This is a genomic window from Bradyrhizobium sp. A11, from assembly GCF_042077125.1.
GTDB lineage: Bacteria > Pseudomonadota > Alphaproteobacteria > Rhizobiales > Xanthobacteraceae > Bradyrhizobium > Bradyrhizobium japonicum_B.
In genome coordinates this window covers 5,410,978-5,422,980 of sequence record NZ_CP149509.1, presented here as the reverse complement: position 1 = coordinate 5,422,980, position 12,003 = coordinate 5,410,978, and the positions used below count along the sequence as shown (strand labels likewise).

General features: G+C 64.9%; 12 protein-coding genes. 9 read left to right on the top strand and 3 right to left on the bottom strand.

Features of this window, described 5'->3' with window-relative positions; all coding sequences use genetic code 11:
- Positions 1-166: 166 nt before the first annotated feature.
- The 5 genes from ggt to WI560_RS25485 all read left to right on the top strand — a co-directional run bounded on the left by ggt (position 167) and on the right by WI560_RS25485 (position 6,374).
- The gene (ggt, locus tag WI560_RS25505; protein WP_375305393.1) at positions 167-1,753 is read left to right on the top strand and encodes a gamma-glutamyltransferase; all 1,587 of its coding nucleotides are present in this window, start codon (positions 167-169) and stop codon (positions 1,751-1,753) included.
- A 217-nt stretch (positions 1,754-1,970) separates the two neighbouring features.
- A complete protein-coding gene (locus tag WI560_RS25500; protein ID WP_375308908.1) occupies positions 1,971-2,534 on the top strand; it encodes a (2Fe-2S)-binding protein in 564 nt (187 codons plus the stop codon).
- Between the two features lie 4 nt (positions 2,535-2,538).
- Positions 2,539-3,555 (top strand): FAD binding domain-containing protein, encoded by a 1,017-nt coding sequence (locus tag WI560_RS25495; RefSeq protein ID WP_375305392.1) that lies wholly within the window; start codon positions 2,539-2,541, stop codon positions 3,553-3,555.
- Positions 3,556-3,557: 2 nt separating this feature from the next.
- Positions 3,558-5,849: a xanthine dehydrogenase family protein molybdopterin-binding subunit gene (locus tag WI560_RS25490; protein ID WP_375305391.1), complete on the top strand. Its 2,292-nt coding sequence runs from the start codon at positions 3,558-3,560 to the stop codon at positions 5,847-5,849.
- 60 nt (positions 5,850-5,909) lie between these two features.
- Positions 5,910-6,374, top strand: a complete 465-nt coding sequence (locus WI560_RS25485) for an FKBP-type peptidyl-prolyl cis-trans isomerase (protein ID WP_375305390.1) — start codon at positions 5,910-5,912, stop codon at positions 6,372-6,374.
- A gap of 169 nt (positions 6,375-6,543) precedes the next feature.
- On the opposite strand, the gene WI560_RS25480 is transcribed toward WI560_RS25485, so the two are convergent.
- Positions 6,544-6,762, bottom strand: coding sequence for a CsbD family protein (locus WI560_RS25480; protein ID WP_375305389.1), 219 nt, complete (start codon positions 6,760-6,762; stop codon positions 6,544-6,546).
- A gap of 128 nt (positions 6,763-6,890) precedes the next feature.
- On the opposite strand from WI560_RS25480, the gene WI560_RS25475 reads away from it, so the two are divergent.
- The 3 genes from WI560_RS25475 (at position 6,891) to WI560_RS25465 (ending at position 8,486) form a co-directional block, all read left to right on the top strand.
- Positions 6,891-7,406, top strand: coding sequence for a cupin domain-containing protein (locus WI560_RS25475; protein WP_028134790.1), 516 nt, complete (start codon positions 6,891-6,893; stop codon positions 7,404-7,406).
- Positions 7,407-7,533: 127 nt separating this feature from the next.
- A complete protein-coding gene (locus WI560_RS25470; RefSeq protein WP_375305388.1) occupies positions 7,534-7,962 on the top strand; it encodes a VOC family protein in 429 nt (142 codons plus the stop codon).
- Positions 7,963-7,997: 35 nt separating this feature from the next.
- A complete protein-coding gene (locus WI560_RS25465; RefSeq protein WP_375305387.1) occupies positions 7,998-8,486 on the top strand; it encodes a VOC family protein in 489 nt (162 codons plus the stop codon).
- A gap of 128 nt (positions 8,487-8,614) precedes the next feature.
- On the opposite strand, the gene WI560_RS25460 is transcribed toward WI560_RS25465, so the two are convergent.
- The gene (locus tag WI560_RS25460; protein ID WP_375305386.1) at positions 8,615-9,799 is read right to left on the bottom strand and encodes a hypothetical protein; all 1,185 of its coding nucleotides are present in this window, start codon (positions 9,797-9,799) and stop codon (positions 8,615-8,617) included.
- Positions 9,800-9,801: 2 nt separating this feature from the next.
- Entirely contained in the window at positions 9,802-10,503 is a 702-nt protein-coding gene (locus WI560_RS25455) for a FecR domain-containing protein (RefSeq protein ID WP_375305385.1), read from the bottom strand.
- Between the two features lie 51 nt (positions 10,504-10,554).
- Here WI560_RS25455 and WI560_RS25450 point away from each other — a divergent pair, with 51 nt between their 5' ends.
- A complete protein-coding gene (locus tag WI560_RS25450) occupies positions 10,555-11,985 on the top strand; it encodes a phospholipid carrier-dependent glycosyltransferase (protein WP_375305384.1) in 1,431 nt (476 codons plus the stop codon).
- Positions 11,986-12,003: the final 18 nt, after the last annotated feature.

Below are 12,003 nucleotides of genomic sequence, written 5' to 3'. Positions count from 1 at the left end.
AAAACCCACATCGCCGCCGGCCGCTAAGGTCCATACGTCCAGCGGATGGCAGCCATTTCGCTGGCATGCCAGCATTGCCGAGGGCCGCGGGAATGTGTCATGTAGACCCGGTTTTTTCCGAGATGGCGCGCCACCCGCGCCCACGGCCAAGAGAGCAAGAAATTCGATGAGAAACTTCCATTTCCCCGGCAGGTCCACGGTCCACGCCACCAACGCGATGGTTGCGACCTCGCACCCGCAGGCCTCGCTCGCGGCGATCGAGGTGCTGCGCGAGGGCGGCACCGCGGTGGATGCGGCCGTGGCAGGCTCGGCCTTGCTCGGCGTGATCGAGCCGCAATCGACCGGCATCGGCGGCGACTGCTTCGCGCTGGTCCAGCCGCGCGGCGAGGGCAGGATCGTCGCCTATAACGGCTCCGGCCGCGCGCCGAAGGCGGCGAACGCCGACTGGTATCTCGAGCGCAAGATCAACTCCGTGCCGCTGACCTCGGCGCATGCGGTGTCGATCCCCGGCGTGGTCGATGCCTTCGCCACTGTCTTGCGCGATCACGGCAAGTTCGGCTTCGACCGGCTGCTCCAGCCCGCGATCAAGGCCGCCGAGGAGGGCTATGTGGTCGCGCCCCGCATCGCCTTCGACTGGAAGAACCAGTTCGAGAAGCTGAAGGCCGGCACCAACACGGTTCGCTACCTGTTGCCGGGCGGCAAGCCGCCGGTGGCCGGCGACATCATCCGCCAGGCCGAGCTCGGCAAGACCCTGCGGGCGATCGCCAAGGACGGCCGCGATGCCTTCTACAAGGGCCCGATCGCGGAAGACATGGTCGAGACGCTGCGTGGGATCGGCGGCCTGCACACGCTGGACGATTTCGCCGCGCACACCACCGAGACGACGACGCCGATCGGCACCATGTACAAGGGCTATGATTTCTGGCAGTGCCCGCCGAACGGCCCGGGCGTCACCGCGCTCTTGATGCTCAACATCCTGTCGCGCTTCGATCTGACCAAGTACGCGCCCGTCAGCGTCGAGCGTTTCCATCTCGAGGCGGAAGCCGCGCGCATCGCCTACATGAACCGCGAGATGCATGTCGCCTCTCCCGAGCACATGAAGATCAACGTCGCCGAGATGCTCGAGAAGGGTTTCGCCGACGAGTACATCAGCAAGATCCGGATGGACGGCATGCTCGACCTGCCGAACGTCGCGCCGCCGATGAATCCGTCGACGATCTACATCACGGTGGTGGACAAGGACCGCAACGTCTGCTCGTTCATCAATTCAGTCGCGCATTCCTTCGGCTCGGCGATCGTCTCCAACAAGACCGGCGTCCTGTTCCAGAACCGCGCCGGCGGCTTCCGCATCCAGCCCGGCCATCCCAACTGCATCGAAGGCGGCAAGCGCCCGCTGCACACGATCATGCCCGGCCTGCTCACCAAGGGCGGCCGTTCGACGATGTCGTTTGCCGTGATGGGCGGACAGTATCAGCCGACCGGCCAAACCCATGTCTTGACCAACATCCTCGATTACGGCTGCGACGTGCAGGAAGCGATCGACATGCCGCGCGGCCTGCACTACGAGGGCCAGTATCAGCTCGAGGACAGCGTGCCGGCGGCAATCGTCGAGGGCCTGAAGAAGCTCGGCCACAAGACCACCAGCGTGGTCAGCCCGCTCGGCGGCGCGCAGGCGATCTGGATCGATTGGGACAAGGGCACGCTCACCGGCGGTTCCGACCCGCGCAAGGACGGCTGCGCCCTGGGTTATTGATCGCAGCGCGAGTTCCTCGCACGACATCAGGAAAAGTTGACGAAGGGCGATGCGGCATTTGCCGCATCGCCCTTTCCCGTTCGGAACGGAGCTCATTGCTTCCGGTTAAGGGGCGATGAGCGGTGCAGGCGTGCGCTGCCTTGAGAGATCAGCGGCGGAGGCGTCGATGTCCGACACACCAGGTTCCAGGAAATCAACATTCGACCGGCGCGCCTTCATGGCCGGCGCGGCCGGCAGCGCGCTGGTCCCGCTCACGGCCCGCGCGGCCGCAGAGGAGGCCGGGGCCCCGGCGGCACAGGATCCGGCGCTTCCCGTCGATGTCACGCTGCGGGTCAACGGCAAGGACAAGCGCCTGCACATCGACGCGCGAACCACGGTGCTCGATGCGCTGCGCGAGCATCTCAAGCTCACCGGCAGCAAGAAGGGCTGCGATCACGGCCAGTGCGGCGCCTGCACGGTTCTGATCGATGACCGGCGGGTGGTGTCGTGCCTGACGCTCGCGCTTGCGGCCGAGGGGCAGGAGATCACGACGATCGAGGGCCTCGCCACCGACGATCGCCTGCATCCGATGCAGCAGGCCTTCATCGACAACGACGCGTTCCAGTGCGGCTATTGCACGCCCGGCCAGATCATGTCCGCAATTGCCTGCGTCAAGGAGGGCCATGCCAGCAACGAGGCCGACATCCGCGAATATATGAGCGGAAATATCTGCCGCTGCGCCGCCTATCCCAACATCGTCGCCGCGGTGAAGCAGGTCGCGCCCGAGATCATGAAAGGCTAGGCGCATGCGACCGTTTGTGTACCAGAGGGCAACAGACCCCGACATGGCCGTGCGGGCGCTCGGCGCCGCTGCGGCCGCGAACGATCCGCTGACCCAAGCCCGCGCGCAGCCGCTCGCCGGCGGCACCACGCTGATCGATTTGATGAAGCTCGACGTAATGCGTCCCGCCGCGATCGTCGACATCAATCCGCTCGCTCGTAGCTGGTCGGCAATCGAGCCCAAGGGCGATGGCGTGCGCCTCGGCGCGCTCGCGAAGATGTCGGACGTGGCCGCGCATGACGAAATCCAGCGCAGCTATCCGGTGATCGCCAATTCACTGAAGCTCGCCGCCAGCGCCCAGCTGCGCAACATGGCGACGCTCGGCGGCAACGTGATGCAGCGAACGCGTTGCAGCTATTTCCGCGACGTGTCCTACGACCACTGCAACAAGCGCAATCCTGGCTCGGGCTGCGCCGCCATGGACGGCGTCAACCGCATGCACGCGGTGCTCGGCGTCTCCGACCAGTGCATCGCGACCTATCCCGGCGATTTCGCGCAGGCGCTGATGGCTCTGGATGCAACTGTCGAAATCACCGGAAAATCCGGTGCCCGCAGCCTGCCGTTTGCCCAGTTGCACAAGGCGCCCGGCACCACCCCCGAGATCGAGACCACGCTGCAACCGGGTGAGCTGATCTCGGCGTTCTCCATTTCCGGACGTTGGCCCCGTTCGGTCTATCTCAAGGCGCGCGACCGGCAGTCCTACGAGTTTGCGCTGTCCTCTGCTGCGGTCGCCCTTGACGTGCAGAACGGCATGATCCGCGATGCGCGCGTTGCGCTCGGCGGTGTCGCCACCGTGCCCTGGCGGGCGCGCGAGGCGGAGGCGCTGTTGAAAGGACAGAAATTCGATGACGGCCTGGCGCGGCGTGTTGCCGATGCCGCCTTCGCGGACGCCAAGGGGCGGCGGCACAACAGCTTCAAGATCGCGCTCGGCAAGCGCGTCGTGGCACGTGCGCTCCAGCAGGCCGCAACGATGGAGATCTGATCATGACCGCTGCTGCTCCCGAGCCGAAGACGAACATGGGCCAGCCTGTGCCGCGCTACGACGCGGTCGTAAAGGTGACGGGACGCGCAACCTATGCGTCCGACATGCCGCTCTCCGACCCCGCCTATGCCTTCCTCGTCACCAGCGCCATCGCCAAGGGGCGGATCGACGGCTTCGATCTCGATGAAGCCAGGCGTGTCCGCGGCGTGATCGATATCGTTACCCACGAGAACGCACCGAAGCTGAAGGATTCCAAGCTCTTCAGCAACGGCGGCTATGCAGGAACGACGATCCAGCCGCTCAAATTCGCCGAGATCGCCCATGACGGCCAGATCATCGCGGTCGTCGTTGCCGAGACCTACGAGGCGGCGCGCGAGGCCGCCAACCGCGTCAAGGTCAGCTACACCGCGACCACGCCAAGCGCGACCTTCGACTCGCCGGGAACGACGGCGGCGGCTGCGAAGGGGCAGAATGCCCAGTTCAAGGAAGACCCGAAAGTCGGCGATTTCGCCAAGGCTTTCGACGAGGCCGAGGTCAAGCTGACCGCCTCCTACGAGACGCCGACGCAGCATCACAACCCGATGGAGCTGTTCTCGACGAGCTGCGCCTGGATGGGCGAGGAGCTCGTCATCTACGAGCCGAGCCAGTTCGTCTACGGCCTGAAGTATGGCGTGGCCGAGCAGCTCGGTATCGACGCCGACAAGGTGCGGGTGGTCAACCCCTATGTCGGCGGCGGCTTCGGTGCGCGCGGCTCCATGACGCCGCGTACCGCCATCATCGCCGGCATCGCCAAGCGGCTGAACCGGCCGGTCAAGCTGGTCCCGACCCGCGATCAGGGCTTCACCATCACCACCTACCGTGCCGAGACCCGTCATGAGATCAAGCTTGGCGCGCGCCCTGACGGCAAGCTGGTCGCGCTCAGGCATGAGGGCGCCGAGGTGTCTTCGCGCCCCGACGCCTATTGCGTCGGCGGCACCAAGACGACGACGCGCCTCTATGCCTGCCCGAATGTCGACAGCCTGGTCTCGATCGTGCGGGCCGACCGCAACACGCCCGGCTTCATGCGCTCGCCGCCGGAGGTGCCGTATCTGTTCGCGCTGGAAAGCGCGATGGACGAGCTCGCGGTCCAGCTGAACATGGATCCGGTCGAACTTCGCCGTATCAACGACGCCACCAACGAGCCCATCGGCGGCAAGCCCTACACCTCGCGCTCGCTGATGGCCTGCTTCGACGAGGCCGCGAAAGCGTTCGGCTGGGCGCAGCGCTCGCTTCAGCCCAAATCGATGTCGGACGGCGACTGGCTGATCGGCTATGGCTGTGCCGCAACCTGCTATCCGGCGCAGATGGGGCCCGCAGCAGCACGCGTGCGTCTGCAGCGCGACGGCCGCACCCGGGTCGAGATCGCCGGCCACGAGATCGGCACGGGCGCCTACACCGTCATTGCCCAGACCGCGGCCGAAAGGCTCGGCCTGCCGCTGGAGAAGGTCGCGGTCTTCATCGGCGACAGCGATCTGCCGCCGGCGCCCGTTGCCGGAGGCTCGAACTCCACGGCCAGCACCTGCTCGGTGGTGACGATGGTGTGCGACCAGATCCGGCAGCGCCTGTTCAAGGCGGTGATGCCGGGCCAAAGCCTGACGGACAAGGCCAGGGAAACCGTGGGCATCGGCCAGACACCGGCCACGCAGGCCGCGAAGGGCGACCAGCCACTGGATCTGGAGAAGGCATTCGACGCCCTCGGGGTCGGCGTGGTCGAGGAATATGGCGAGTGGAAGCCCGAAGGCGCGCCGCCGGATTCCTTCCGCGCCATGCATAGCGGACAGGTGCGGCTCGTGGGTGGTCACCAGATGAAGGACCAGATCGCCTATGCGTTCGGCGCGGAGTTCGTCGAGGTCCGCGTCAATCGCTTCACGCATGAGATCCGCTGCCCCCGCCTGGTCGGCGCTTTCGCCGCGGGCCGCATCATGAACCCGCGCACCGCGCGCAGCCAGCTGATGGGCGGACTGATCTGGGGCATGTCCTCGGCTTTGCTGGAGGCAACCGAGATCGACGAGCGCAATGCGCGCTACGTCAACGATAATCTCGCCGATTACCTCGTGCCCGTGAATGCGGACGTCGCCGACGTCGAGGTCATTCTGCTGTCCGAGCAGGATGACCGCATCAATCCCGTCGGCGTGAAAGGGGTCGGCGAGCTCGGCAATGTCGGCACCAATGCGGCGATCTGCAATGCGATCTACCACGCTACGGGCCAGCGCATCCGCAAGCTCCCGGTCCGGCTGGAAAATATCGAGGTGTGAGGGGTGGAAACCCCACCCGCGTTGCGCTAGACACCTTCCGCCTCAAACGGAAGGTGCCTTATGCAGCGTTTCCAGCGCGCGCTCCTCACCCTGATGTCGGCGCTCGCGATCACCGTGATCGCCAGCGTGTCGCATTTCGTTTCCACCACGGCCTCGGCCCAGACCGCAGGAAAGACCATGACCACAGCTTCAGGCTTGCAGATCATCGATTCCACCGTCGGCACCGGTGCCTCGCCGCAGACCGGCCAGATCTGCGTGATGCACTATACCGGCTGGCTCTATGAGAACGGCCAGAAGGGCAAGAAATTCGACAGCTCCGTCGACCGCAAGGAGCCGTTCGAATTCCCGATCGGCAAAGGCCGCGTCATCGCCGGCTGGGACGAGGGTGTTGCTTCCATGAAGGTCGGCGGCAAGCGTACGCTGATCATCCCGCCGCAGCTCGGCTACGGCGCGCGCGGCGCTGGCGGCGTGATCCCGCCGAACGCGACATTGATGTTCGACGTGGAATTGCTCGCGGTAAAGTGACGGCGCAGCCGGACGTCGTCATGCCCGGGCTTGTCCCGGGCATCCACGTTCTTCGAACCGCATGCCAAAGACGTGGATGGCCGGGACAAGCCCGGCCATGACGTAGAGAGCAGTCGAAACAAAAAGACCGGCCTTTCGGCCGGTCTTCTCGCATTCAGATTGCCGCGCGTCACTCGGCCGCGCGCTTTGCGGCTCCCGCGGCGCGATCAATCGCATCCTTGGCGGCGTCCTTGGCATCGCCCATGGCCTGCTGGCCCTTGCCCTTCACTTCCTGGACCACGCCTTCGCCCTTCAGGCGGTCGGAACCGGTGGCTTCGCCGATACCCTGCTTGGCCTTGCCGATCGCCTCGTTGGCGTTACCCTTGATCTTGTCGGTCGTGCTGCCCATGAAACTCTCCTTTTCATTTTGCTCGTAGGGCAACGTCCCGAAGCTATGAGGGTTCCAATTTTGTTATGGCTCGCAGGCGAAGCTTCGGGTTAGTTTGCCGCCTACGGAACCAACAGAAAGCAAGTCCCATGACCGGCCATGACCACTCGCACTCCCACCATGATCACGATCATCATGATGATCGCTGGAAACATGACGGCGTGCGCGTCATTCCCGGCAACCAGCTCGATACCAACGTGCCGTCCACGGCCGGCATGGATCGTGCGGCCGCAATCAATTTCGCGCGCGTCGGTGCGCAGAAATTGTGGGCGGGCACGGTCAGCATCAAGCCCGATGCCAAGACCGGCGCACATCACCACGGCCATCTCGAAAGTGTCATCTACGTCGTGAAAGGCAAGGCGCGGATGCGCTGGGGTGAGAGCCTGCAATTCACGGCGGAAGCCGGCCCTGGCGATTTCATCTTCGTCCCGCCTTACGTGCCCCATCAGGAGATCAATGCCAGCCCGGATGAGGTGCTGGAATGCGTGCTGGTGCGCAGCGACGGCGAGGCCGTGGCGATCAACCTCGACATCGAGCCGGTCGAGAAGCCCGAGACCGTGCTGTGGATCGATCCGGTGCATCGGGATCCGAACGAGAAGAAATAGCCTGAGGGTCAGCCTGCCGGTTCTATGCGGCCGAAGCGGCAGGAGGCCTTAAAAAATATCCGGAAGCGCTGTCGGATGGCCGTCGGCCCATCCGTCCTTGGGCAGAACCCCGCCCAAGGAGCTTCCGATGCCCAGGATGATCTTCCTCAATCTGCCCGTGACCGACCTCGAGCGCGCGACCGCCTTCTACGAGGCGATCGGGGCAACCCGGAATCCGCAATTCAGCGACGACACGGCGAGCTTCATGGTCTTTTCCGAGACCATCTACGCGATGCTGACGACCCACGACAAATTCCGTCAGTTCACGCCCAAGCCGATCGCCGACGCAAAGACCTCGAACCAGGCTCTGTTCTGCCTGTCCGCCGATACCCGCAACGAGGTCGACGATATCGTCGGCAGGGCCGAGGCCGCGGGCGGGGTGGCCGATCCCAGCCCCAAGGACGAATACAGCTTCATGTACGGCCGCAGCTTCGAGGATCCGGACGGCCACATGTGGGGCGTGAACTGGATGGATCTTTCGGCCGCCCCTCTGCAGCCCGACCTTGCGAACGCCTGAGCCGAAACCGGTAGACCTCAAGAGGAGCATTCACCATGTCCAAGCTCGTGCCCTGCATGTGGTTCGACGGCGATGCCGAGGACGCTGCAAAATTCTACGTCTCGCTGGTCCCGAATTCGGCGATCTCGCACGTTCAGCGCAACGTTGCTGACGGTCCCTCCGGCAAGGAAGGCTCCGTGCTCGTCGTCGAGTTCACCGTGGCCGGACAGCCGCTGGTCGCGCTCAATGGCGGCATGAAGATGGAATACACCCACGCGATCTCGCTGATGATCCATTGCGACGACCAGGCCCAGGTCGACAGCGTCTGGAACGCGTTCCTTGCGCATGGCGGCAAGGCGGAGCAGTGCGGTTGGCTCAGGGATCGCTGGGGCGTGGCCTGGCAGGTGGTGCCGAAGGTGATGTTCGAGTTTCTCTCCAGTCCTGACAAGGCCGCTGCGGCGCGCGCGGTGCAGGCGATGATGAAGATGGTGAAGCTGGATGTCGACGAACTGCGTCGCGCGTTCGAGGGCAAGTCAGCGGCGTAGGCAAATGCTCTCGCCACACGATCAGTGTCGTAGGGTGGGCAAAGGCGCTTTTGCGCCGTGCCCACCATCTGTCTCCGGCTGAGAGAGCTGGTGGGCACGCTTCGCTTTGCCCACCCTACGAGACCGGGCTAGTAATTGATCCTTAGCCCCACGCCGCCATGGACCGTGTTGCCGACCGGCTGCGGGCCCAGCGTGCCATTGGCGAAGAGATCCACGATCCAGCCCTTCTGCACGCGGAAGCCGAGGCGGCCGCCATATTCGAACCAGCCCTGGTTGCCAATGGTCGGCACCACCGTGCCCTGACCGGTCACGGTCGCCACGATGCCGCTGTGGCTGGCGAACGACTGCACCCAGCCGCCATTGATGTTGGTCTCGATGTTGCTGCCGAACAGATGCGTCCACTGCCCGCCGATCTTGACCAGGCTGGTGCGGTCCGTCCCGGTTGCGATGCTGGCGTCGAACGGATTGAACGCCGCGGCACCGTCGCTGTAGCCGGACACGCGCTGCCATAGCTGCCAGACCTCGATCGAGGCCGCCACCTCGTCTCGCGGCGAGAGGCGACTGATCCATCCGGCGCGACCATAGACGGCGTAATTCGAAGCATTGGTCGAACTGGTCACGCTGACCGGGCCGAGACTGGTATCGTAGCTCCGCGTGTAGCGCGCCTTCTCCCACGGCGTCAGAATCGTGCCGATGTCGAAGAACGGACGCGAGGAACCCCAATCGGTGAAGTCGTAGCGCAGCGCGAATGCGCCAATCGGCGCGCTCGTGATCTCGTAGCCACGCCCGTCGTAGTGCGTGTAGGCGATGCCGGCGAGGAGCGACAGATTGTTGGTCAGCGCCTTGCGGCCGTGGATGCCGGCGGAGAACGATCCGGCCGAACCGAACGCGCTGACGCAGTCGCCGCAATTGATCTGCTCGTTGACGCCGAGCAGCACCGTGCCGAGCACCCGGTTGGTGATCATCTGGTTGAAGCGCTGATTGGCGAGGCCGCCGATCGAATTGCCGCTGGAATCCGCGCCGGTGGGTCCGGACGGCGGCGGATAAGGGCTCGGCGACGGTGACGGAGCCGGGCTCGGCGACGGGGAGGGCGTCGGCGTGGGTGATGGATTGGGTGACGGGGAATAGGTCGGGGACGGGGACGGCGACGGAGAAGAGGTCGGGGACGGATTGGGCTCCGGCTCGCCGCATTCGGACCCGCACTCCGACGTTTGCGCAGCCGCCGGGCGGGCATCGAATACGACAAGCGCAAAGGCTGCGATTGCAGCCAGCAGGGAGGCGAGGATAATCCGGCTGACGCTCTGTCTTGCCATGGTCAGCGCCCGCACAGCATGCCGTCGTCCTGGACGGCGGGCGTGATGGTCGGCGAGGCGCCGGCATATTGGTTCACCGCGCATAGCCCGGCACTTGCGGCGCAGTTGGCGGCGAAGGTCCAGGGCGGCGTGCTGGACTTGGTGATGCCGACCTTGCCGCCGGTCGATGTGATGATCGCGGTGTCGCCGGGCTGGGTGAGCTGCACGCACTGGCCGCTTCTCGTGCAGACGCTGGCTGCGCCGTCCTGAAGCACGACGACGGAGCGTCCGCGCTGCGAGAGGATGTCGAGCGTGGTGCCGCGCACGCCGATGGTCGCAAGCGGCGTCGTGATCTTGTAGGCGGATTTATCGGAATGTCCGGTGACGAAACGGAACGCGCCGGTGGTCATGCGGATCGCGACGTCGCGATAGCTGCGCTCGTCGTTGAAGACGGTGCGATCGAGCTTCAGCGTGGCGCTGGGGCCGAGCGACAGATTGGTGCTGTCGGCCATTACGAAGCGCGCCGCGCTATCGGCGCCGGTGCGCACGGTCTCATCGCGCAGCATGCTGTCGCCGACATTGATCGGCGTGGTGGTCGCAGCGACGCGCACCACCTCGTTCTGGATCACGACGGCTTCGCCGACGCGCGTCTGCGCCAGCGCGCAAGGACCCGCGCACAACGCGGCCGACAACAGGGTGGAGAAAAGCCAGAAACGCAAATTCATTTCGCAACCGATCGATATGTCCCTGATCGTACCGGATCGCGCTTGCTTGTGATGTGGCGGAATTATCACAAGCGGCGCGGGACGTGCGTCATGCTTAGTGACAGTTGCGGCAGAATGCGTTCAATGAAAAACGAAGCTTTCATTTTTGTCCGCGGTGACGCAAATTTGCCACGCAAAACAGCCCCTCAGCAGCCGCTTCAATCATCCGTAGTTCCAAAGATGTCGCGGAGCGCAGTCATTGCTGTCGCGATTTTCCTGGTCGCGCATCTCGCGCTGTTGATCGGACTGACGACGCCGGAAAATTTCGTCTTCGACGAGGTGCATTATGTGCCGGCGGCGCGGCAGATGCTGGCACCGGCGATGTCGCAGCCGATGCTCAATCCGATGCATCCGCCGCTGGCCAAGGAGCTGATCGCGGCCTCGATCGCGGTTTTCGGCGACAACGCGCTTGGCTGGCGCTATCCCGCGACATTGTTCGGCGCATTGGCGATCGTCGCGATCTATCTGTGCGGCCTCGCGCTGTTCTCGGCGCAAGGCCCCGCGATCGCCGCGGCGCTGATCGCGGGGCTGAACCAGATGCTGTACGTGCAGGCGCGCATCGCCATGCTCGACATCTTTGCACTCGGCTTCGGTCTGCTCGCGACGGCCGCCTTCATGCATGGATTTCAACGAGAGCGACCGCAGGCGCTGTTCGCGCTCGCGGGCAGCCTGTTCGGCCTTGCTGCGGCCTGCAAATGGAGCGGCCTGTTTCCGCTCGGCGTCTGCATCGTCATCGTCGCCGTGATCCGCCTGATGCAGGGCTGGCGCACGCTGTTCGCCGACGCCAAGCCGGACGATTGGTATCGACCGGACCTTTGGCCCGGCCTCCGGCTGCATCATGTCGCGCTGTGCTTCGCGGTCTTGCCCGGTGTGGCCTACCTTGCCGCTTTCGTTCCGCTCTACGGGATGTCTTTGCCGGAGCTGATCGAGGCGCAGCGGCGGATCTTCACCGACAACACCACGACCGCGATTGCCGGGCACACCTACATGAGTTCGTGGCCGTCGTGGCCGCTGCTGGCGCGGCCGGTCTGGTTCCTGTTCGACAAGATCGCGGAAGACAACGTCTCCGCGGTCGTGTTCCTCGGCAATCCGCTGGTATTGTGGCCGGCTTTGCTCGCGCTCGTCGTCGTGCTGCGCGATTTCGTCGTCGAGCGCCGCTGGGATGCATTCCTGATCGCGGCGTTCTATGTCGGCCCGTGGCTCGCCTGGGCGTTGCTGCCGCGCACGCTGGGCTTCATCTATTACTATCTGCCGGCCGCCACGGCGGCCTCGCTCGCCCTGGTCTATGTGCTGCGCCGGGGCGGCCAGCCGCGCTGGCTGCTGTGGGCCTATGTCGGCGTTGCGGCGATCGGCTTTGCAATCATGCTGCCGATCTCGGCGGCCTTTATCGGCACCTCGATGCGGAGCTTCAACCGGCTGATGCTGTTCCAGAGCTGGATATGACATCGCCGCCCGCCGGGT

Excerpts from the sequence above, each read along its gene's own strand:
- WI560_RS25500 (WP_375308908.1), top strand. The coding sequence starts at position 1,971 with ATGGCCGGCGCGGCCGGCAGCGCGCTGGTCCCGCTCACGGCCCGCGCG.
- WI560_RS25495 (WP_375305392.1), top strand. The coding sequence starts at position 2,539 with ATGCGACCGTTTGTGTACCAGAGGGCAACAGACCCCGACATGGCCGTG.
- WI560_RS25460 (WP_375305386.1), bottom strand. The coding sequence starts at position 9,799 with ATGGCAAGACAGAGCGTCAGCCGGATTATCCTCGCCTCCCTGCTGGCT.
- WI560_RS25475 (WP_028134790.1), top strand. The coding sequence starts at position 6,891 with ATGACCGGCCATGACCACTCGCACTCCCACCATGATCACGATCATCAT.
- ggt (WP_375305393.1), top strand. The coding sequence starts at position 167 with ATGAGAAACTTCCATTTCCCCGGCAGGTCCACGGTCCACGCCACCAAC.
- WI560_RS25490 (WP_375305391.1), top strand. The coding sequence starts at position 3,558 with ATGACCGCTGCTGCTCCCGAGCCGAAGACGAACATGGGCCAGCCTGTG.
- WI560_RS25480 (WP_375305389.1), bottom strand. The coding sequence starts at position 6,762 with ATGGGCAGCACGACCGACAAGATCAAGGGTAACGCCAACGAGGCGATC.
- WI560_RS25465 (WP_375305387.1), top strand. The coding sequence starts at position 7,998 with ATGTCCAAGCTCGTGCCCTGCATGTGGTTCGACGGCGATGCCGAGGAC.
- WI560_RS25485 (WP_375305390.1), top strand. The coding sequence starts at position 5,910 with ATGCAGCGTTTCCAGCGCGCGCTCCTCACCCTGATGTCGGCGCTCGCG.
- WI560_RS25455 (WP_375305385.1), bottom strand. The coding sequence starts at position 10,503 with ATGAATTTGCGTTTCTGGCTTTTCTCCACCCTGTTGTCGGCCGCGTTG.
- WI560_RS25470 (WP_375305388.1), top strand. The coding sequence starts at position 7,534 with ATGCCCAGGATGATCTTCCTCAATCTGCCCGTGACCGACCTCGAGCGC.
- WI560_RS25450 (WP_375305384.1), top strand. The coding sequence starts at position 10,555 with ATGTGGCGGAATTATCACAAGCGGCGCGGGACGTGCGTCATGCTTAGT.